General features: G+C 71.4%; 16 protein-coding genes and 2 pseudogenes. 3 read left to right on the top strand and 15 right to left on the bottom strand.

From position 1 onward, the window contains the following. Positions 1-236: 236 nt before the first annotated feature. Together cueR and FVA80_RS27900 are read right to left on the bottom strand one after the other, a co-directional pair. A complete protein-coding gene (gene cueR, locus FVA80_RS27905; RefSeq protein ID WP_147907549.1) occupies positions 237-707 on the bottom strand; it encodes a Cu(I)-responsive transcriptional regulator in 471 nt (156 codons plus the stop codon). Next, positions 704-3,211: a heavy metal translocating P-type ATPase gene (locus tag FVA80_RS27900; protein WP_246692171.1), complete on the bottom strand. Its 2,508-nt coding sequence runs from the start codon at positions 3,209-3,211 to the stop codon at positions 704-706. Before FVA80_RS27900 ends, cueR begins: the two co-directional genes overlap by 4 nt. Positions 3,212-3,405: 194 nt before the next feature. Between FVA80_RS27900 and FVA80_RS27895 the strand changes: the two genes are divergently transcribed. After that, entirely contained in the window at positions 3,406-4,017 is a 612-nt protein-coding gene (locus tag FVA80_RS27895) for a glutathione S-transferase family protein (RefSeq protein ID WP_147907550.1), read from the top strand. Here the strand turns inward: FVA80_RS27895 and FVA80_RS27890 are convergent. The 11 genes and pseudogenes from FVA80_RS27890 to FVA80_RS27840 all read right to left on the bottom strand — a co-directional run bounded on the left by FVA80_RS27890 (position 3,999) and on the right by FVA80_RS27840 (position 16,272). Beyond that, positions 3,999-5,272 (bottom strand): annotated as a pseudogene (locus FVA80_RS27890) (ATP-binding protein). The gene FVA80_RS27895 and the pseudogene FVA80_RS27890 sit on opposite strands and share 19 nt — an antisense overlap. A 22-nt stretch (positions 5,273-5,294) precedes the next feature. Beyond that, positions 5,295-6,383, bottom strand: a complete 1,089-nt coding sequence (locus FVA80_RS27885) for a lysylphosphatidylglycerol synthase domain-containing protein (RefSeq protein ID WP_147906425.1) — start codon at positions 6,381-6,383, stop codon at positions 5,295-5,297. A gap of 151 nt (positions 6,384-6,534) precedes the next feature. Then, positions 6,535-7,163, bottom strand: a pseudogene (locus tag FVA80_RS27880) (uracil-DNA glycosylase). Beyond that, on the bottom strand, positions 7,153-7,911 hold the full coding sequence (locus tag FVA80_RS27875) for a PIG-L family deacetylase (RefSeq protein WP_147906412.1): 759 nt from the start codon (positions 7,909-7,911) through the stop codon (positions 7,153-7,155). Before FVA80_RS27875 ends, FVA80_RS27880 begins: the two are co-directional and overlap by 11 nt. A gap of 18 nt (positions 7,912-7,929) precedes the next feature. Continuing rightward, positions 7,930-9,168, bottom strand: a complete 1,239-nt coding sequence (locus FVA80_RS27870; protein ID WP_147906411.1) for a glycosyltransferase family 4 protein — start codon at positions 9,166-9,168, stop codon at positions 7,930-7,932. Between the two features lie 148 nt (positions 9,169-9,316). Further along, complete coding sequence (locus FVA80_RS27865; RefSeq protein WP_147906410.1) at positions 9,317-10,189, bottom strand: sugar phosphate isomerase/epimerase family protein; 873 nt, start codon at positions 10,187-10,189, stop codon at positions 9,317-9,319. Then, a complete protein-coding gene (locus tag FVA80_RS27860; RefSeq protein WP_147906409.1) occupies positions 10,186-11,787 on the bottom strand; it encodes a YcaO-like family protein in 1,602 nt (533 codons plus the stop codon). Before FVA80_RS27860 ends, FVA80_RS27865 begins: the two co-directional genes overlap by 4 nt. A 150-nt stretch (positions 11,788-11,937) precedes the next feature. Continuing rightward, positions 11,938-12,933, bottom strand: coding sequence for a Gfo/Idh/MocA family oxidoreductase (locus FVA80_RS27855; protein ID WP_147906424.1), 996 nt, complete (start codon positions 12,931-12,933; stop codon positions 11,938-11,940). Further along, on the bottom strand, positions 12,933-14,114 hold the full coding sequence (locus tag FVA80_RS27850; protein WP_147906408.1) for a methyltransferase domain-containing protein: 1,182 nt from the start codon (positions 14,112-14,114) through the stop codon (positions 12,933-12,935). The genes FVA80_RS27855 and FVA80_RS27850 overlap by 1 nt, the downstream gene beginning before the upstream one ends. Positions 14,115-14,176: 62 nt before the next feature. Continuing rightward, complete coding sequence (locus FVA80_RS27845) at positions 14,177-15,082, bottom strand: HD domain-containing protein (protein ID WP_147906407.1); 906 nt, start codon at positions 15,080-15,082, stop codon at positions 14,177-14,179. Next, complete coding sequence (locus FVA80_RS27840; protein WP_147906406.1) at positions 15,082-16,272, bottom strand: inositol-3-phosphate synthase; 1,191 nt, start codon at positions 16,270-16,272, stop codon at positions 15,082-15,084. Before FVA80_RS27840 ends, FVA80_RS27845 begins: the two co-directional genes overlap by 1 nt. A gap of 324 nt (positions 16,273-16,596) precedes the next feature. Here FVA80_RS27840 and FVA80_RS27835 point away from each other — a divergent pair, with 324 nt between their 5' ends. Continuing rightward, complete coding sequence (locus tag FVA80_RS27835; protein ID WP_147906405.1) at positions 16,597-17,871, top strand: transglycosylase SLT domain-containing protein; 1,275 nt, start codon at positions 16,597-16,599, stop codon at positions 17,869-17,871. A gap of 12 nt (positions 17,872-17,883) precedes the next feature. On the opposite strand, the gene FVA80_RS27830 is transcribed toward FVA80_RS27835, so the two are convergent. Next, positions 17,884-19,398 (bottom strand): DHA2 family efflux MFS transporter permease subunit, encoded by a 1,515-nt coding sequence (locus FVA80_RS27830; protein ID WP_246692474.1) that lies wholly within the window; start codon positions 19,396-19,398, stop codon positions 17,884-17,886. Between FVA80_RS27830 and FVA80_RS31740 the strand changes: the two genes are divergently transcribed. Beyond that, on the top strand, positions 19,397-19,567 hold the full coding sequence (locus FVA80_RS31740) for a hypothetical protein (RefSeq protein ID WP_246692170.1): 171 nt from the start codon (positions 19,397-19,399) through the stop codon (positions 19,565-19,567). The two genes, FVA80_RS27830 and FVA80_RS31740, sit on opposite strands and share 2 nt — an antisense overlap. Here FVA80_RS31740 and FVA80_RS27825 read toward each other — a convergent pair. Next, on the bottom strand, positions 19,554-20,819 hold the full coding sequence (locus FVA80_RS27825) for an HlyD family secretion protein (protein WP_147906403.1): 1,266 nt from the start codon (positions 20,817-20,819) through the stop codon (positions 19,554-19,556). The genes FVA80_RS31740 and FVA80_RS27825 overlap by 14 nt on opposite strands. Positions 20,820-20,957: the final 138 nt, after the last annotated feature.

Here is a 20,957-nt window from a genome sequence, read left to right as displayed (position 1 = left end):
TGCCACCAGATGTGGGGTACTACTCGACAACGAGCAAACGCCGAGCAGAATGAGAGCGCCGACAAGGAAGCCATGTTGCTCCGTGACGATACCAAGGGCCGTGATGAAGGGCGAGAGGCCGCCGACAGCGAAGACAGCGATGGACAAGCCATTGATATAAGTCGCCGTCGGCTTCGCCTGCTCGTTGGCGACAAGCTTACGCCGAGCGTCCACCTCCGGTATCAAACCCGTCATTCTCACACCCTCCGCACAGGTCTCCGCTGCCCCAGACCGCGACTCGATGTTCGAGTTAAGCGCGGCCCATCCTCCGTGGCGAGGTCATCGAGGATCGGGCAATCGGGCCGCGCGTCGCCGCAGCAGCTCTCGGCGAGGCGCTCCAGAGTCCGGGCCATGCCCTCCAGCTCGCCGATCCGGCGGCGCAGGTCGGCGATCTGCTCCTCGGCGATCGCCTTCACGCCGGCGCTCGGCCGGGCGCGGTCGCGCCAGAGCGCCAGCAGGTCCGCGATGGCCTCGACGCTGAAGCCGAGGTCGCGGGCGCGGCGGACGAACCGCAGGGTGTGCAGGTCCGCGTCGTCGTAGTGGCGGTAGCCCGCCTCGGAGCGGGTCGCGGGCGGCAGCAGGCCGGTCGCCTCGTACCAGCGGATCATCTTGGCCGAGACGCCGGTGCGCCGGGCCGCCTCGCCGATGGTGATGGATCCCGCGCTCATGCCGGCCTCGGCACTGGTGCGGATGCTTCGGCGGCGGGCGCGGCCCGGCCCCCGGCCCGGCGCAGCCGCAGGGCGTTGCCGAGCACGAAGACGCTCGAGAACGCCATCGCACCCGCGGCCAGGACCGGCGACAAGGCCGGGCCGCCGAACGGCACCAGCAGGCCCGCGGCCACGGGGATCAGGGCCGCGTTGTAGGCGAAGGCCCAGAACAGGTTCTGGCGGATATTGGCCATCACCGCCCGGGACAGGGCGAGCGCCTCCACCAGCGCCTGCGGCTCCCCCGACATCAGCACCACGTCGGCGCTCTCGACGGCGATGTCGGTACCGGTGCCGATGGCGAGGCCGACATCGGCCTCGGCCAGCGCCGGGGCGTCGTTGATGCCGTCGCCGACGAAGGCTACGGGCCCATGCGCCGCCCGCAATCTCTCGACCGTTTCGACCTTGCCCCCGGGCAGGATCCCAGCGGCCACCTCGTCGATGCCGAGGCTTTTGGCGACCCCGGCGGCTGTGCGCGGGTCGTCGCCCGTCACCATCGCCACGACGAGCCCCTGCGCCGTCAGCGCCGCCACGGCCTCGCGGGCGCCCGGCTTCACCGGGTCGGCCACGGCCAGCAGCCCGGCATGGCGGCCGTCGAGGGCGAGGTGTATCGGGCTCTTGCCGTCCTCGGCCAGCTGTCCGGCGCGGGCGGCGAGGTCCGGGTCCAGGGCGATGCCGAGCCGGTCGAGGTAGCGCGGCGCGCCGAGAGCCACGCTTCGGCCCGCGACCTGTCCGGACACGCCGAACCCCTCCACCGCCTCGAAGCGCTCGGGCTCGCGCCTGTCGTCCAGGCCCCGGGCGCGGGCGGCCGCCACCACGGCGCCGGCCAGAGGATGCTCGGACCGGCTCTCCAGGCCGGCCGCGAGGGCCAGTGCCTCGTCCTCCGCGAAACCCGAGGTCACGAGAAGATCGGTGACCCGCGGGCGGCCCTCGGTGAGGGTGCCGGTCTTGTCCAGGGCGACGACGCGCACGTCGCGCAGCCGTTGCAGCGCCGCGCCGTCGCGGAACAGGATGCCCCGGCCCGCCGCCCGCCCGGTCCCGACCATGATGGCGGTGGGCGTGGCCAGCCCCATGGCGCAGGGGCAGGCGATGATCAGCACTGCGACGGCGTTGACCAGGGCCGGCCCGAGGGCGGGGGCCGGGGCCAGGATCAGCCAGCCCAGGAACGTCGCGAGCGCGATCCCGATCACCGCCGGCACGAAGCGCCCGGTGACGCGATCGACCAGCGCCTGGATCGGCAGCTTGCCGCCCTGGGCCCGCTCCACCATGGCGGCGATCTGCGCCAGCACGGTGGCGCCGCCGACCGCGTCGACCCGGAGGTCGAGGCTGCCGCGCCCGTTCAGGGTTCCGCCGACCATCCGGTCCCCCGGCCCCTTCCGCACGGGCACGGGCTCCCCCGTCACCATGCTCTCGTCGACGTGGCTCGTGCCGGAAACAACCGCGCCGTCGGCCGCGACCCGCTCGCCGGGTCTGACGCGGACCACGGCGCCGATGCGGAGTTCCCCGAGCGGCACCTCGACCTCCGACCCGTCGCGGATCACCCGGGCGGTCTTGGGCGCCAGATCCATCAGCCGCGTGATCGCCTGACCGGTCCGGCCCCGGGCGCCGGCCTCCAGATTCCGCCCGAGCAGGATCAGCGTGACGATCAGCACGCTGGCCTCGAAGTAGAGATGCGCCGCGCCCGCGGGCAGCAGGCCTGGGGTCAGGGCCGAGACCAGGGAGTAGAGGTAGGCGGCCCCCGCCCCGAGGGCGACCAGGGCGTTCATGTCGGGATGGCCGCGCAGCAGGCCCGGCACGCCCCGCAGGAAGAAGCGGCGGCCGGGCCAGGCGAGCACCAGGGTCGCCAGGGCGGCCTGGACCAGGGCCGTGGCCGGGCTGGCATGGAAGCCGGGCAGGACGTGGCCGCACATTTCGAGGACGACCACGGGGGCGGAGAGCAGCCCCGCCACGGTGAGGGCGCGGCGGAGCGCGCGGCCCTCGGCCTCCTGCCGGGTCGCCGGATCGGTTCGCGGCCCGTCGTCGAGGGGCCGGGCTTCGTAGCCCGCCGTGGCCACGGCCGCGACGAGGTCGCCGACGGAGACCACGCCCTCCGGATGGCGGATCGCGGCCTGGCCGGTGACCAGGTTGACGCTGGCGCCGCTCACCCCCGGCAGGGCGGCGAGTGCGCGCTCGACCCGTCCGACGCAGGACGCGCAGGACATCCCCGAGACGGCGATCCGGCTCTCGGTCTCCGGGATCGGGTAGCCGGCATCCGCCAGCGCGGCCGCGGCGTCGGCCGGACCCGCGCGGCCGCCGAGGACGAGGCTGGCGCGGTTGGTGGCGAGATTGACCGCCACGTCGCGGGCACCGGGCAACGCCTTCAGGGCGCGCTCGACCCGCCCGACGCAGGACGCGCAGGACATCCCATCGACGGGGAAGCTCAGGGAGACGTGTTCGGGCACGGGGGCGGTTCCGATCGAAGCATCCATGCCGCCTCAGATGGGGCTTCCCATCATGGGAAGGTCAAGGGCCTCCTGGATCGCATTGCCGAATCGGGATCGGGCCGACACTGTGCGGCCATCGGTTTGCGACCGGCGGGAGAGGGAGATGCGCTCGGGTCCAGCCGTTGCCCGCATCCCGCGGCGCTCTGCGAACGATTTGACCCAGCCCTGCGAGGCCTCCGATGACCGAACCGCTGACGCTCTACGGGGATCCGGGTTCCGGCAACTGCCTCAAGGTCAAATGGGTGGCCGATCGTCTCGGCATCCCGTCGATCTGGCGCACCATCGACGTCCCGGGTGGCGGCACACGCGATCCGGCGTTCCTGGCGCTGAACCCCGCCGGCCGTGTCCCGCTCGTCGTGTTTCCCGATGGCGAGACCCTATCGGAATCCAACGCGATCATCGTCTACCTCGCGGAAGGCTCGGCGCTCGTGCCCGAGGCGGCCCGCGACCGCGCCCGCATGCTGCAATGGATGTTCTGGGAGCAGTACAGCCACGAGCCCTACATCGCGGTCCGCCGGTATCAGCTTCATTACCTGAAGCGCGCACCGGACGCGCTCGATCCGAAGCTCGCGGAACGCGGCACTGACGCGCTTCGGCTGATGCAGGCGACGCTCGAACGCGCGGCCTTCATGGCCGGCGATGCGCTGACGCTCGCCGACGTGGCGCTGGTCGCCTACACCCGCATGGCCCACGAGGGCGGCTTCGACTTGGCCGCCTACCCGGCCATCCGCGCCTGGATCCCGCGGGTCGAGGCCGGGCTCGGGATCGGCCCCTATGCCGGCCCGGCCTGATCGGCGACGCGGGCCACCTCCGCGTCGCCGCCGTATTCCGGCAGGCTGACGCGCACGACCGTCCCCCGGCCGACCGTGCTGTCGATGGCGAGGCGACCGCGGTGGCGGTTGAGGCTGTGCTTCACGATGGCGAGGCCGAGCCCCGTCCCGCCCCGGGCGCGGCTGGAGGCGACGTCGACCCGGTAGAAGCGCTCGGTCAGGCGCGGGATGTGCTCGGGCGGGATCCCCGGGCCGTCATCCGTCACGGACAGCACGATCCGCCGGCCGAGCCGGGTATCATCCTCGCGGCTCAGGGCGACGCCGACATGGCCGCCGCCGTACTTCACAGCGTTCTCGATCAGGTTCTCGATCACCCGGGCCAGCTCGTCGGCATCACCGGGCACGGGATAGGGGCCGTCGCCGTCCGCGAACCGCACCGTGGCGCCCCGCGCCTCGGCGGGCGGCCCCTGCGCGTCGACCATCTGCCGGGCCAGCGCCCCGAGATCGACCACGGTGGTAGGGGCCACGTGCTCGCGCAGCTCGATCCTTGACAGCGACAGCAGGTCGTCGATCAGCCGGGTCATGCGCAGCGCCTGGACGCGCATGATCTCGAGGAATCGTTCGCGGGCCTGCGTGTCCTCGCGGGCCGGGCCCTGCAGGGTCTCGATGAACCCGATCAGGGTGGCGAGCGGCGTGCGCAGCTCGTGGCTGGCATTGGCCACGAAATCGACCCGCATCGCCTCGAGGCGCCGGGCCGAGGTGAGATCGCGCAGGAACAGAACCGCGCTGACCCCCGACCCATCGGGCATCGGCAGGGCGCCGATCTGGACCTCGAAGGTCCGCTCCAGGGGCACCCGGGTCGACAGGGGGACACGGCGGGGCATGCCGGAACTCAGCACCGCCTCGACCCCGTCGAGGACCTCCGGGCTGCGCAGCGCGAAGGACAGGGGCCGGGCCTGGAGCAGGGCCGGCAGCAGCGCCCGGGCCGCCGGGTTGGCCTCCACCACCAGGGTGCGGCGGTCCACCAGGATGACCGGATCGGGCACGTGGGCCAGCAGCGCCTCGGCGATCGCGTGGCGCTGGGCCGTCGCCGCCGGCCGCGGCACCGGGGCTTCCGGGCCGCGCCCCCGAGCCAGCCGCCCAGGCAGACCGAGCCGAGGCCGGCCAGGATCAGCGGAAGGTCGAGCCGGCCAGACAGCGCCAGGGCGACGGCGAACAGGCCGGCCGCGATTGCGGCGCCCGTCCAGGCCTGGGAACTGCGCGGGCGGTCGGTCATGATCGACGGCGGTCCGGTGGAATTACCGGGACTCGGTGTCGTCGGGCCAGGGGCGGCCGGACGGGCCGGCCGTGCCTTCCGGCGGCCCCGGATCGCGCGCGCCGCCGGCCCGCTTCACGATCTCGTAGAGGCCGAGCATCGCCAGGGCGACGACGAACGGCACGACGTAGTAGCAGCCCCGGAACAGCAGCAGCGAGGTCAACACCTCGTTGCGCGGCAGGCTCGACAGGGCGAGCAGAATGGTGGCCTCGAACACCCCGATGCCCCCGGGGGCGTTGGAGGCGATGCCCAGCATCGCGGCCAGCACGTAGATCGCCAGGAACGTGGTGAAGCCCAGCGTCATCCCCTGCGGCAGCAGCACGTAGAGCACCGCCGCCGCCGCGCAGACGTCGCCGATCCCGACGATCATCTGGCCGATCGAGACCGAGGCGCCCGGCAGTTCCAGCCGCCACTGCTTGACCGTGATGCTGCGCTTCTTGGCCGAGACCCAGGCGAGGTAGCCCAGTACCAGGCCCAGGGCCACGAGGCCGACGCCCTGGTTGATCCGAATCGACGTGAAGGCGAGCCCGGCGAGCTGCCCGGCCTCGATGATTAGGCTCAGCCCCAGCACCACGCCCATGCCGAGCCAGAAGGTGAAGCCCGCGATGACCGTGAGCGCGGCGATCTTGGCTGTGGACAGGCCCTGCCGGGCGTAGATCCAGTAGCGGATCGTGCCGGCGGTCAGCAGCGGGAAGCCGAGGGTGAAGCTCACCGCGTAGCTGGTGAAAGAGGCGAGCGCGGTGATCCGGTACGGCACCTTGATTCGGAGCTGGCGCAGGGCCAGCGCGTCGTAGCCCGTCAGGAACAGGTAGCTGATCCCGACGAACAGGAAGGCGAGGCCGAGCTGCTCGCCGGTCGCCGCCGTCACCGCCGCCCGCACCTCCGCCCAGCTCACGCTCTGGACGAGCTTCCACAGCACGCCCAGCGAGACCGCGAACAGCACGATGCTGGCGGCCGTGCCGATCCAGGCATACCGGCTGCTCCAGCTCTTGCGCGGCTTGTCCGCGACAGCGTCGTGCTTGACCGGCTCGACCGGCTCTGCCGGTCCCCGGTGCTGTCCCTGAAAGTTCATGCCGTTCGGCGTCCGCCCTTCCGGCTGCGCGGCCCGGCCGAAGGCCTGCGCCCGTACCGGATGATCCCGGACCGCGGCCCGTTGCCTCGCCATGTAGGCCGAACCGGCGCCCAAGGCCAGGGAAGGCCGGGATCCGATGGGGATCCGATCCTCACCGCGCGGCGCGGCACAGGATCGCCGCGGCCTCGGAGAGGCCCCGCCGGATCCGCGCGGGCACCTCCGGGGCGGTGCAGACATAGGTCGGGCTCGGGTGGGGACCGCGATCAGCGGCAGGCCCGGACGCAGGGCCGCGATCGCCGGCGCCGTCCCGCCGGCGGTGCGCCCGGCCAGCACCGCCACGGCGAGCCCGGGCAGCAGGTCCAACAGCGGCGCCAGATAGGGCGCGGCCGCCGCGACCTCCGCCCGGCGCGGAGCCCGGTTGAGGGCGCCCGCCTCGTGGATCAGCCAGGGCACCGCGTTCCAGATCAGGGTGTCCGCCCGCGCGATGCCGGCCTCCCGCAGGAAGCGGAACAGGTTGGCGGCGGTGCCGTTCGCGCTGTCGCGGGTGACGAAGCCGGTGCGCAGCACGGCCGGCCCCGGCGTTTCCAGGAGCAGCAGCATCCTGGCCGCGACGCCGCCATCCAGCGGATCGGGCACCGGGACCGGCGCGCCCCGCTCGGCGACGATCCGGTCGGCCAGCGCGCGGATCGGGGCGATGTGGGGCGCGTCGATCAGGGCCCGGCGGGCCGCGAGCGCAGCCGGGTCGGCGAGGGATTTCGGCGCCTGCGGCTCAGGCGGCATCGAGACCGGGGATCGGCGCGGCGAGGCGGCCGGTGAGGCGGAAGCGCTCGATCCCCTCCTCCCGGGCGAGCCGCGCGTCGAGGCCGGCCGGTCCGCCGAATTGGAACCCGATCTGGCTGCCATAGGCCGCGCAGGCGGCGCGCTTGCGCGCCTGGGCCTCTGGATCGAGCGTCATCCGGTGCGCTGGCAACCCGGCGAACAGCGCGGCCAGGGGCTCCCGGGGTGCGGCCTCGCGGACCGTGTAGGGGAAGTCGCGCCACCACAGGATCGGGGGCAGCCCGTCGAGGCCGCGCAGGGCACGGACGGCCTGGACGTGGTCGACATGGCCGCCGATGGCCTGCGGGGCGAGGACGAGATCGGGCCGCTCCGCGGCGATCAGAGCCGCCAGGGCCGGCGCCAGGTCGGCCGTGATGGCGTCATCCCCGCGCGTCTGGGAAAACAGTTCCGGCGCGGAGCCGTAGCCCCGGTGCGGCGCCTCGCGGAACGGCAGGTGCCGGGGCGGCGCGATCCCGAGCGCGACCGCGGCCTGGATGTCCTCGGCCCGGCGCAGGGCCATGTAGTCGACGGCGGCCGACAGGCCCTTGTCGAGCTGGCAGGCCAGCGCGAACCCCGTCGGGTCGGCGACGCTGCCGGTGAACAGCGTCGCCATCACTACGTGCCAGCCCTCTCGGGCGAGGCTCGCGAGCAGTCCGCCGCAGGAGAAGGCCGCGTCGTCGAGATGGGGCGAGAGGGCGAGGGCTATCGGCACGCGGCGGGGCTTCCTGCGTCAGAGGAGGTGCGGCTCGGCGCGGAAGCGGCAGGTGGGATCGTCGGGCAGGTCGATGGAGAAATCCGTGGCCGGGCGCTCATGCTGAACGCGTCCGTACACCTCCATGATCTGCCGGCCGACGGCGCTCCAGGAATAGACCCGGCGGCATTCCTCGAGGCCGGCCGTGGCCAGGCCGCGGCGCAGCTCGGCGTCGGTGACGACCCGGGTCAGTGCGGCGGCGAGCGCCTGAACGTCGCCCGGATCGACCATCAGGCCGTTCTCGCCGTCGCGCAGGCAGTCCGAGACCCCGACCGCGTGGCAGGAGACCACCGCGAGCCCCGCCGCCATCGCCTCCAGGATCGTGTTGGAGAACCCCTCGGCGTAGGTCGGCGAGACGAACACGTCGGCCCGGCGGTAGAGGTCCGGCACGTGGCCGTACTCGGCATAGCCGGTGAAGGCGATGTCCCGCGGCGCGAAGGCGAGGTCCGTGGCCAGCGCCTGGGCGGGATCCACGTCCGGCCCGATACCCGAGATCGTGGCGGCGAACGGCGTGCCCTGCGCACGCAGGATCGCCAGGGCGTTGATGAAGTCGAGCACGCCTTTCCGGCGGTCGACCCGGCCGTGGTAGAACAGCCGGATCGGACCGGCATGCGGCGCCGGCAGGCCGTCGGGCGTCCCTTGCGCGAAGCGGTCGGTGTCGACCGCGCCGGGCACGATCGTGAACCGGGCCGGATCGGAGCCGAGGCGCTCGCAGACCTCGTCCACGAAGGACGCGCCGCCGATCAGCAGGGCGTTGGCGTGGGCCAGGACCTCGCACATCGCCACCCGGTGGGTCTCGCAGCAGGAGCCGACCCAGTGGCCGTCGCCGCCCTGGATCGAGACCACGCTCGGCACCCCGAGCTTTCGGGCGGCGAGCAGGACCGCCCAGCCGGTGGGATAGCCGTACTGCGCGTGCAGCACATCGAAGGGCGTACGCGCATGCTCCCGCTCGATCGCCTCGACCATGGTGGCGATGTCGCGCTCGAAATCGCCCGCCTGCTGCTCGCCGAGCTGCTCCAGGCCGATCACCCGCACCCCCGGCACGGGTGGCGGTGGGCCACCGCCATAGACGCGGGTCCCGAAGGCATCGCCCCGGTATTGCGAGATCATCGTCACGTCGTGGCCGGCGCCGACCAGCTCGCGCAGCAGGTTCTGCGCGTAGACGCTCATGCCCGAAATCGCCGGGAAGTAGCGGCGGCTGAGGAAGAGGATTTTCATCGGGCGACACCGAAGGGCGAGGGTCCCCTTCCCCGTGCGGGGAGGGGTAGGGGTGGGAGTGACGCAGTCGGCACCGTGGCGCTCCATCCTGCGCGACCCCCACCTCCAGCCCCTCCCCGCATAGGGGAGGAGAGGTGCGCTCGTCCGGTCACGGCCATTGCCGGCGGGTCTCTTGTTCGCTGGCGAGGACCGGGCCAGGCCGCCGGCAGGCGCGGAGGTAGTCCAGCGCCTGCGGGATCATCACGTCGGCCCGGTGGCTCTCCCGAGAGAGCTCGACGCAGATCAGCTTGCCGAAGCCGACCGCCTCCAGCGCCTCCAGCACGCTGGGCACGTCCATATCGCCCTCGCCGAAGGGCAGGTGGATATGGCTGCCGCGCTTCATGTCCTCGATCGCCACGGTGCCGGTGCGGTCGGCGAACTCGCGGACGGCCGCGGCCGGCTCGCGCTCGCCGGTGACGAGGCAGTGGCCGGTGTCCAGGGCGAGCTTAAGCCCGGGGACGTCGAGGGCCTCGTAATCGTCCAGCGTCTCGATCAACATGCCGGGCTCGGGCTCCAGGCACGGCACGATCCCGGCCTCGGTGGCGAAGGCCGCGACCTCGTGCAGCCCCTCCGCCAGCCAGCGCCGGGCTTCGCCGTGCTCCACGCCGGGCTTGGGCACGCCCGCCCAGAACGAGACCGCCTCGGCGGACAGGATCGCACCGATCTCCACCGCGCGCTTGAGGAAGCCGACCCGCCGGGCGCGCCCGGCGGCGTCGGCGGTCACCAGGGTCGGCTCGTGCTTGGCGTTGGGGTCGAGCAGAAAGCGGGCGCCGGTCTCGATGACGCAGGCCAGCTCCAGCCGTTCCAGCAGGCTCGCGACCCGGCCGGTTTCCGCGGCCCAGGTCTCGGCGAACGGATCGAGGTGGTGGATGTCCAGCGTCAGGGCCACGCCGTCGTAGCCCGCGGCCTTAATCAGGTGCAGCGCGTCGTCGAGGCGATGGTTGGCGGCGCCGTTGGTGTTGTAGGCGAAGCGCAGGGTCACGCCGCTCTCCCGGTCTTCTGGGCGAGCCGGAACGGCGCGTGGTGCGATTCCGGTTCGCGGTAAAGCGGATAGTGCCGGCCGACGATCTGCTCGGCGAGGGCGGTATCGAACAGCGGCTGGCCGCCGAACCGCTCCAACGCCTCCGGGGTCAGGCGCACCGGGCGCAGGGTCTCGCTCTCGGTGCCGAACCGGATCAGCGGGAGGTCGCGCTCGATCAGCTTGCGCGTGTTGCGCTCGCCGATGCGGTAGTAGCTCATGGTCTCGACTTCGAGCCCCGGCACGATCGCCTTGACCACGCCGACGCTGCCGCCGAGCGGCGAGCAATCGACGTAGAGCACGTCGAACCCCGCCTCCAGCAGCCGGTCGCAGGCGATCTTGCCCCGGGCATGGCCGTCCGGGGCCGGGGTGGAAGGCAGATCCGCGAACCGCTTGGTGCCCCGCTGGCTGTAGACGGTGTCGGCCAGCACGTCCCGGAGGCCGGCGGCCGGCATCTCGATCCATTCGAGCATCGCCTGAAGGGCGCGGCTCTCCTCGAGATCGAGGCTCGGCAGCGCCTTCTGGATGAACGCATCGACGTAGCCGGGCGGGGTCACGGTGGCGGCCATGTCGAGGGGGCCATGCCCGAAGGTCTTGCGCACCCGCGCCGCTTGGAACTCCAGCAAGGCCTTGCGCAGCGCCCGCTCCCGGTCCGGATCGCAGGCCTCGCCGCAGGCCGAGAGCGCGATCGGCGCCGGGGTGCGGGCCGGATCCTCGTCGTAGCCGACGACGTAGAGGTTGGTGAGGCCGAACTGGTCCGTGGCGAATTTCGGCAGCGCCCGGATGCCCAGCTCCTTGAGGCGGGCCAGCATCGCGGCGTTCTCCGGCCCGATCCCGTCGAGGTCGAGCATCACGCCCTGGTCGAGCGCCCGGAACAACAGGCCGTTGCCGTCGCGCTGGAGCAGCTCCAGGACGCCGTGACCCAGCGCGAAGGTCACGTCGGGTCCGGCGCCGAGGCCGTTGGTGATCAGATTGGTGAAAGGCTTGTAGCCCTCGGACAGCTCGAAATAATCGGTGGCGGCCACATCGAGCGGCATCAGCACGATCTCGCCGGTGGCGTGCCGGACCGTCGGCGTCCATTCGAGCACCGTGTCGCGGCCGACCGGGGAGCCCGCGGGCAGGCAGAGGGTCAGCGGGTCGGCCACCGAGGCGGCGCCGTAGACGCGGGCGAGGTCGGTGTAGCTCGCCCGCTCCTTGGCCCGCGGCAGCACCGCCAGCGACGGCATCAGGTTCTCGGCAATCTCGGCGACGGCCCCGATCAGCGCTTCCTCGTCGGTGGCGCCGTAGCCGATGCCGGACGGCATCGCGCCGACGAAGAACGGGTCGTCGAGGAACAGGGCGACGAACCAGACCGGGACGCCGGTGCGATCCAGCGGCGCCAGGGGGAAGCCGACCACGCGGCCCTCAGGCAGGACGTCCAGATAGGCCTTGACCGGGTCGGGCAGGGCCGCGGGCAGCCCCTCGATCGGCCTCTTGGCCCCGAAACGGTAGGGCCGCGGCGCCTTGATCCGGTCGTGGCGGGCGCGGTCGTCCTGGTCGTGGATGGCGTCTGGGTTGGTCAAGTCGTGTTCCCGTCTGGTCGTCTCGGATCGCCTCGTACCGCGTGCCCCCTCCCCTCATCCCGACGTGGCGCGAGGCGGCCTCGAAGGATAAGGGGCCGGGTGGGACATCCGGGCTTCGGCTCAGCGGTTGCTCATTCTCAAGGTGCGCGCCTACCCCTGCCCATAGGCGCGGGCGACGAGCCGCATCGTGTGGAGATCGCGCGGAGCCGACCATGCAGTCCGCTCCTCGGGCCGGCGCAGCGCCGAGCCGAAGGCGCGGACCTGTTCGGCGAAGGGCGAGGTGTCGGCATCGAAGGCCTGCGGTTCGGAACGCCCGGTCACGCCGTCGATGAACAGCAGCGTGCCGCCTGCCGTCTGGCCCATCGTGTTCTCGGCGACGAGCATGCCCTTGGTGCCGACGATCTCCAGGCGCCGGCGCGGGAGCGCGTCGGGGCAATTGTAGGCCACGTGCAGGCTCGCCAGCGCGCCGCCGGCGGTGCGGCCGATCAGCAGGGCGCCGTCATCGACCGAATAGTCCTGGGCGCGGGTCTGGGTCAGGGCCGCGAGATCCGCGATCGGCTCGCCGAGCAGGAAATCCACGAGGTCAAGCCCGTGGGGCGCGAGGTCCATGAGGGCGCCGCCGCCGGCCTGGGCGGCGTCGATCCGCCAGTTCGGCTGGCCGGCCTCCGACCAGTCGCGCCCGAGCCAGCAGGCGTAGACGATCCGCACCGTCGTGACGGTGCCGAGTCGCCCGGCCTCGACCTGAGCACGAATCGCCCGGTGGGCCGGATGGTGCCGCTGGTCGAACGCCGTCCCGTAAAAGATTTTTCGGTCCCCGACAGCCCGCACGATGGCGTCCGCGTCGTCGAGCGTCGCCGCCATGGGCTTCTCGCACAGAATCGCCTTGCCGGCGGCGGCCAGTGCCTCGACGGCACCGCGATGCAGGTGGTTCGGTGTCGCCACGTAGACCGCCTCGACCTCAGGCTCGGCCAGGAGGCCAGCCAGATCGGAATGGGAGCGGGCACCCGCGCGCTCGGCCGCTGCACGACTCAGCGGATCGAGATCGCACACGGCCACGAGTCGGTGCCCGGCGGCCCGGATGCCCGGGGCCATGTAGTCGCGGGCGACCCAGCCGTAGCCGACGATGCCCCAGCCGACCCCGTCCATCACCAGCGCTCCGGCAGATCGACGAATTCGCGGGCGCGGACGCGCTGCGTCTCGGGCCCGTCGATGCGGCCGTCGAAGGTGATCTGCGCGGGGCCCGGCGATCGCATCGGGTAGGTGGCGCGGGGGGCGTATTCCGCCTCGTAGCGCTCGGAGGGCCAGCGGATCGCGTAGCCGTCCCCGTCCGGCCGATACAGCGGGTTGAGCCGCACGACGGTGCCGGCCTTCGGCAGCGTCAGACCGTCCACCACCGCGCGCGGAGCCGGACGCATACCGGGGCCGGCCACCACCGAGAACGCCTCGCAGCTCCGCAATGCCGCGGGCTCCTGGGGAACCGGCGCCCGGGCCTCGACCAGGGCGCGGGTCAACTCGGCATCGTCGTACACGAGGGCGTCCGGGAACAGCTCGGCGATCTCCTCGGCGGTGACGGCCCGGCCGGCGGAGAAGCCCGGGCAGTCGCTGTTGTGGATGTGACTGAGCGCGAGCCAGCCGTCGTCCCCGGCATTCAGCCGCAGGTTCTCGAGCAGGGCCGCCTTATCGTCGAGGAAGTAGAACGCGTCGTTGCAGGCCACGAGATCGACCGGTGCACCCGGAATCGGCCAGTGCGGCGAGCCGGCATCGAAGCAGACGAGCTGCGCCTCCGGCCCCACGACCCAGTGGCGTGCGACCCAGAGCTTGGCGAAGACCACGTCGGCGCCGGCGGTCTTGCAGCCGCGGCGCTCGAGTTCCCGCAGGTAATGGCCGATGCCGCAGGCGAATTCGAAGACGCAGCGCGGCTCGTTCCAATGGGCTTCGAGCAGCGTCAGGCCGGCCAGGAAGGTCGAGTCGGTCCAGCGATGCAGGAAATAGTCGCCGACCCGGCCCCAGCCGAGCCAGTCGACCGCGTCCCGGAGGGTCGCGTCGCGCCGGCCCTTGATCAGCCGGATGATCCCGGCCGGGTCGGCGGGAGGGCCGTTCCACCAATCGTCCTGATCGACCAGCAGGGCGGCCAGGGCTTCGTCGAGCTCGCCCGCGTCGAGATGGGCCAGGACACGCTCGACCAGCGCCTCGCGGCCGACCCGCAGGTACGGGATTCCATCGATGACGGGCCAGCGCGCGCCGGTGCCGGCGTCGCGCAGGGCGTGCGGCGCAACGGACTTCAGGGGGTTGCCGGTCTGCGGCGATCGGAGTTCGAACGGGATCATGGGCTCTCGAGACCGCCCCGTCAGATGGGCGACCGGGTCTGACGGACAACGCGAGATCGGTCCTATGGGATGCGCATGTCGCGCAGGACACGATCGTGGAACCCCTTCACCGGCCCGGCATGGACGAGCTCCCACTCATCGAGCACCGCCGCCATCGTGGTCGAGGCACCCCGCAGATGCTGGGCGATCTGGAGCACCCGGTCGACGCAGTCGGCCGCATGGAAGGCACGGCCCTCCGCGGTGGCGTCGTCCGGCAGGACCGCGCGCGCCCGCTCGACATGCCCCCGCAAGGGCCCGTCGAGCTCGGACATCGCCCAGCCGGTGGTCAAGGCCATGATCGGGCCGAGATGGTCGCCGAGCAGCATCTCGCCGGTGAAGCCGGCATCCGGCATCGCGGCGTTGTGGAAATGGTGCGCCATCGCGGCCAAGAACACGGTGCCGGGATCGGCCCGGTAGAACGGGCTGAGGCAGACGCCGTAGACGGCCACGATCAAGCAATGCTCGGCGTGGTTCTCCGGCGGTTCCAGCAGGATCCGGGCGCGGCCGGGGCAGGTCACGCCCGCTCGCGGCTGCCTGGCCAAGGCCGCCACGAAGGACGGCAAAGGTCCAGGCCGGCCCGGCGGGCGCGGCGCGAGCCGGCTGCGCAGCCGATCCCGCAGGTCGGGATCGAGGTCGCCGGTCACGGCGTCGAAGCCCGCGACCAACACCGCGGAGGCCGCGGCATCGGAGAGACCCGCCGCCGACAGGAAGGCGGCGTCGAGGTCGCAGAGCCGAGTCGCGGCGAGCGTCGTCGCGGCGATGTCGAGGGCGACATCGTCGGGCGAGGCCCCACCCGTGAGAAGGCCCCACCCCTGTGCGAACAACCGCTCCGCGATCGACCCCTCGCGGCCCGCGGAGCGGACGCGCTTGAGGTCGTTCATCTCGACGAAGAGTTCGCGCAGCGCGGCCGGCGCCGCCGCACCGGACATTAGTGGACGCCGAGCCAGTCGAGAAGCATCGCTTCCTGCTTGCCGAAGGCATGCTCCGGCCCGCGGCCGTTCTTCACCATCGGGGCCTTGAAGAAGGTCGAGAGTTGCTCCTGCACGCCGCCGTCGCCGCGCTTCTTCGCCAAATCCAGCACACGAGCAATCTCGATCACGAGCGGCGCTGCCAGGATCGAGTCCTTACAGAGGAAGTTGACCTTGATCTGCATCCGCTGGCCCATGAAGCCGGTGACGTCGATGTTGTCCCAGGCTTCCTTGTCGTCGCCGCGGGGGCGATAGTAGTGGATGTGCACGAGGTGGTCCTCGACCGGGTAGCCGAGGATCGAGTCGAGCACCGTACCCTTGGTGTTGAGCTTCGACTGCAGCGAGTTCGGGTCGTTCAGGGCGAGGCCGTCGCGGTTGCCCAGGATGTTGGTCGAGAACCAGCCGTCGACATGGAGGGCGCGGGCCTTGAAGGCGGGAGCCAGCACCGTCTTCATCATGGTCTGGCCGGTCTTGCCGTCCTTGCCGGCCACCGGGACGTTCATCTCCGTCGCCAAGCCGAGCAGAGCCGGCACGTCGGCCGCGATGCTCGGGGTGAAGTTGGCGTACGGGATCCCGCTCTTGATCGCCGCGTAGGCGTAGAGCATCGCCGGCGAAATCGCCTCGTCGCTCGAATCCAGGCCCTTCTCGAAGGCGGCGGTGGAGTTCAGGGTCGGGTCGTTGAGGTCCGGCCAGCGCTCCGTGGAGGCGAGGTTCACGACGACCACCTCGTCGAGGTTGCTCTCCTTCTGGAAGCGGCGCAGGTCGTTGGCGATCACCGAGACCGCCTCGCGATGGTCCTTGGCGACGATGCGGTTCTGCCCGTCGATGTTCTTGCAGAACTTCGCACTGCCCACCGCCGGCCAGGGCGTGATGCCCTTCAGGACCTGGGCGCCGTTCTCGATGTCGTCCTTCGACAGCACGCCGTGACCGGTCGCAGCCGAAGCGAGGTCGTCGCCGTTCAGGTCCCAGCCGGCGAACACGAGGTCCTTGTAGTCCACCATGCCCGCGACGGAGAGGCCGGCGAGCGGCAGCCCGTCAAGCCGGTTCGATCCGGATTTGATCATTTCGATGCCGGCGATGGCAGTGGTGGCAACGGCGCCACCCATGCCAACGAACGCGACGCCGACGCGGCGACCGGTCTGCATGCTCATCGGGAAATAGTGTCCTTGTGGGGACGCGCGTCGCGTCTGGGGAATGAGTAGTTGAGCCCCCCGGGGCGATATTTAACTGGCTCGACCGTGGCCCGTTCCAAGTCGAATGCGACAACTTTGCGCCTCGAGACCGCCAAGCACGGCCGGATCACGGCGTTAAGGCGGCCTGAAAAAGCAGGGTTAACCCTTCGTTGACCGTGCCACGCTTGAATCACGGAGCCGTCCCATTCTGGTCACGGCAGGCGCCGATAGGGCCGCCGCTTCGAAGAGCCCGGCCGCCAGACGCCGGGCCGACGCAAGGGACAATCTGGAAGAGGACCAGTGATGGGGGTTTTCCCGGAGCCGGCGCGTTGCGCCGACGACGTGAGCCGACTCGTGCCGAATACGTCCGACTGCACGAGCCGTTTTGAGGATGAGACCGTGGCCTGGCTGCCGCGGCAGCAGGATGGGACCCAGCACCGGGCACTTCGCCGCATGGGCCGCAACGGCCTCCGGCGCTTCACCGGGACCCTGGCCCTGGGCGTCGTTTCCGGGTTCGGCCTGCCGCAGGCGGCCTTCGCGCCGGCCTTCTTCGCGCCCGCCGCGCAGGCCCATGACCGGATCGATATTAGCCCGCGCACCGCCCAGACGCTCGCCGCCGACGGCCGCACCGGCTGGATGCGGGACGGTGCGCCGGACGAGGGCCTGCGGGCCGGATTCCCGGACGCGGCGCCGGCCGAGGGCGTGGCCGCCTGGACCGGGCTCCCCGTCGAGGACCAGGAGCCGGCGACCGCCGCGCTGATCCAGGACGACCTCGCGAGCCTGCCACGGGTCATCCAGGAGCAGGGCGAGGATTCCGTCCGGTTCGGCGAGCGCAGCGTGCCGCGCAAGGTGGTCGACACGATCGTGAAGGCCTCCGACGAGGCCGGGGTCGACCCGGTCTACATGATGGCCCTCGCCGACAAGGAATCGAGCTTCGACACGGAGGCCAAGGCCGGGACCTCCTCGGCGCAGGGCCTGTTCCAGTTCGTCGCCCGCACCTGGCTGGAGATGATCCGCGATTACGGCGCCCGCTACGGTCTCGACGAAGAGGCCGCCGCCGTGAAGGGCCGCGGCTCCGCGATCACCGTCACGAGCCCCATGCGGGCCCGGGTGCTCGGCCTGCGCAACGATCCCCGGATCGCCGCCCTGATGGCGGCCGAGCTGATCAAGCGCGACCGCGAGCGGATCGAGGCGCGGGTCGGCCGGGCACTCACCACCACGGAGCTGTACCTCGCCCACTTCCTGGGCAGCGCCAGCGCCGGGCGCTTCCTGTCGCTCTCCTCGGAAAAGCCCGACGAGGTGGCGGGACGCGAGTTCCGCAGCGCCGCCCGGGCCAACCGCAGCCTGTTCACCGAGAAGTCCGGCGGCAAGCGCCGCAGCCTGACGGTCGCGGAGCTGCACGGCCGGATCGACGACATGATCGACCGCCGCCTGACCCGCTACCAGGGCGTCGCCGCGGTGGCGGGGGCCGTCGACAGGGCGCCGGCCCAGACCGAGACCGCCGCCAACGAGGCCGGCCCGTCGCCGGACAACCGCCGCGTCGAGGTCACGGAGGCGCTGCCGCCGGACGGCGTCTGACGCCATCGACGGTCAGTGCCCGCCCGCCGCCGCGCCACCGCCGAGCTTGACCGATTTCAGGCTCAGCGCGAGGGGCACCGCGCAGGCGGCGACCAGGCCCAGCACCCAGAACACGTCGATATAGGCCCAGTAGGCGACCTCGGTCTGGAGCACGCTGCCGATCCAGGCGGTCGCCTGGCTCTGGGCCTCGACGCCGGCATAGCCGTGCTCGGAGAAGTACTGCGTCGCCTGGCGCATGGTCTCCTGGTAGCCGGGCGCCGTCGGGTTGACGCTCTCGACCAGCCGGCTCTGGTGGAACTGGCTGCGGTAGGCCAGCACGTTCTGGGCGAGCGAGACGCCCATGGAGCCGCCGACGTTCCGTGCGACGTTGATCAGGGCCGAGGCCTGGTCGGTCTGGTCCTTGCGCAGGCCCTCGTAGGAGGCCGAGGTGATCGACAGGAACACCATCGGCAGGCCGATGCCGATATAGACCCGCGACCACGCGAAGAACGAGAAGGTGGTCGTGCCGTTGAGGCGCGTCAGGTCGTACATTCCCAGCGCCACGATGGTCATGCCAGCGGCGATCAGCCATTTCGGCTGCACGTAGGCTGAGGCCCGGCCGGTGAGGAACATCATCACCACCGTGACCATGCCGCCCGGGCCGAGGACGAGGCCCGACAGGGTGGCGGTGTAGCCGTAATATTCCTGCGTGATCTGCGGGATGAACTGCGTGGTCGAGATCAGGATCGCCCCGGTGAACATCATCACCAGGAAGCAGGAGCCGAACTGGCGGTTGCCGATCAGGCGCAGGTCCACCGCCGGGTTCTTGTGGTTCAGGAGCCAGGGGATCATGGCGACGAACGAGACGACCATGAGGACGCCGGAGACGTTCATCAGCGTCGAGGTGCCGAACCAGTCCTTCCGCTGCCCCTCGTCGAGGATGACCTCGAGCGAGCCGAGGAACACGGCCACCAGCAGGAAGCCGACGAGGTCGAACCGGATGCCCTTGCGCACCAGGGCGCGGCGCTCCTTCTTGGCCGACTCGCTGTCCTCGATCAGCCAGTACATCAGCCCAAGCGCGATCATGCCGATCGGCCCGTTGATCAGGAAGCACCAGTGCCAGGAGGCGTTGTCCGACAGCCAGCCGCCCAGCGTCGGGCCGATCACGGGCGCGACCACGATGGCCACGCCGTAGAGGGCGAAGGCCTGCCCGCGCTTCTCGGGCGGGAACGAATCGGCGAGGATCGACTGCGCCAGCGGCGCCATGCCGCCGCCACCCAGCCCCTGCAGCACCCGGAACAGCAGTAGCGATTCGAGGCTCCAGGCGAATCCGCACAGGATCGACGCGATGGTGAACAGGGCCACCGACCACATGAAGAACGCCTTGCGGCCGTAGCGCTTGGCCAGAAAGCTCGACGCCGTCAGCGTGATCGCGTTGGCCACCAGGTAGCTCGTCACCACCCAGGCCGCCTCGTCGGGCCCGACCGCGAGGCCGCCTGAGATGTAGCGCAGGGCGACGTTGGCGATGGTGGTGTCGAGCACCTCCATGAACGTCGCCAGCGCCACCACGCCGGCGATCAGCCAGGGATTGTGGCCGCCGGGCGCCTTTGCAGCGGATGCCTTCCCCGCGGACGCCTTTCCCGCTGAGGGTTTGCCGGCAGGCGATCTGCCTCCGGAGGCCCGGCCGGTTCCGGCCATCGCGGTCACCGGACCGTGACGGTGGGCAAGACCGACATCCCCGGACCGATCGACACGTCCGTCGGCCAGTCTTTCACCACGATCTTCACCGGGATGCGCTGCGTGACCTTCACGTAGTTGCCGGTGGCGTTCTGGGCCGGCAGCAGGCTGAAGGCAGTGCCCGAACCCGGCTGGACGGAGGCCACGGTGCCGTGGATCTTGCGGCTCGGATAGGCGTCGATCGCGAGGTCCACCGGCTGGCCGGGACGCATGTCGGCGATCTGCGTCTCCTTGTAGTTCGCCGTCACCCAGATGTCGTCCGGCACGAACATCGACAGGCTCTGGCCGGCCTGCGCGTAGGCTCCGATGCCGCCCGTCAGACGGACCACGCGCCCGGGCTGAACGGCCTGGATCGTCGTGTAGCCGAGGTTTAGCTCGGCCTGCTCGACCTGCGCCTTGTCGCGGGCGAGCTGCGCCTCCGTCGAAGCCTTCTGGGCCTGGAGCGAGCCGATCTGCTTCTGCGCCGCCACGACGCTCGCGTTGGCGCTCTGCACGGAGGCCTGGCGCTGTTGCAGCGTCGAGGTGGCCGACTGGGATTGCTGGACCGAGCCCGATCCGCGCTCCGCCAGATCCTTGTACCGGGCCGCATCCTCCTGAGCGAACTTCAGCGCCGCCTCGGCGGTGGCGACCTGAGCCTTCGACACGTCGATGTTGGCGTACTGGGCCTGAACCTGGGCATCGATGTTCTTGATCGCCGCCTCGTCGGCCACGACCTGCGCCTTGGCCTGCTCGAGGGCGATCTGGTAGTCGCGCTGGTCGATCTGGAACAGCATCTGCCCGGCAGCGACGTGCTGGTTGTCGGTAACCGGCACCGCGACGAGATAGCCGCCGACCTTCGGCTGGACCGAGATGCTGCGGGCATCGACGAACGCGTCGTCGGTGCTCTCGTAGGGGTGCATGTACAGCAGCCAGTAGAAGAACACGGCGACGCCGAGCGCGACCACCGCGAGGCCTCCGAGGATGAACGCCACCGGATGACGCCGCAGGACGCTCGGGCGCCGTTCGTCTTCGTCCTGCTCACCGTCCTCGGAGCCACCGTCCTCCTGGTCGCCATCCTGGTCGGCGTCTGCCTCGGGCGCACGGCGGTCGTCGCCCTGGGACAGCTTGCGCGCGGTCTCGGGCGTGTCGTTGCGGCCGAGGTCCAGGATGTCGCGAGCGGGCGGCTCGGGCCGGCTGTCGGCCGGCAGCGGATGGGACGCGGACTCGGCAGCCTGCCGCGGATCGTCAAACATGGCGTCTCATCACCACGGGATCGGCCGGCCACCCTGCGGCGGCCGGGCTCTGTTCGTGCCCGCCTCGGTCAGCAAAAGCCGGCGGCCGCGGCAAGGTTCCGGCCCGGCGGCGGCCGCGATCAGGAACGCTTGTCGCAG

Origin of the sequence: Methylobacterium sp. WL1 (genome assembly GCF_008000895.1) — a bacterium.
Taxonomy (GTDB): Bacteria; Pseudomonadota; Alphaproteobacteria; order Rhizobiales; family Beijerinckiaceae; genus Methylobacterium.
This window is presented reverse-complemented; position numbering and strand designations above follow the sequence as displayed.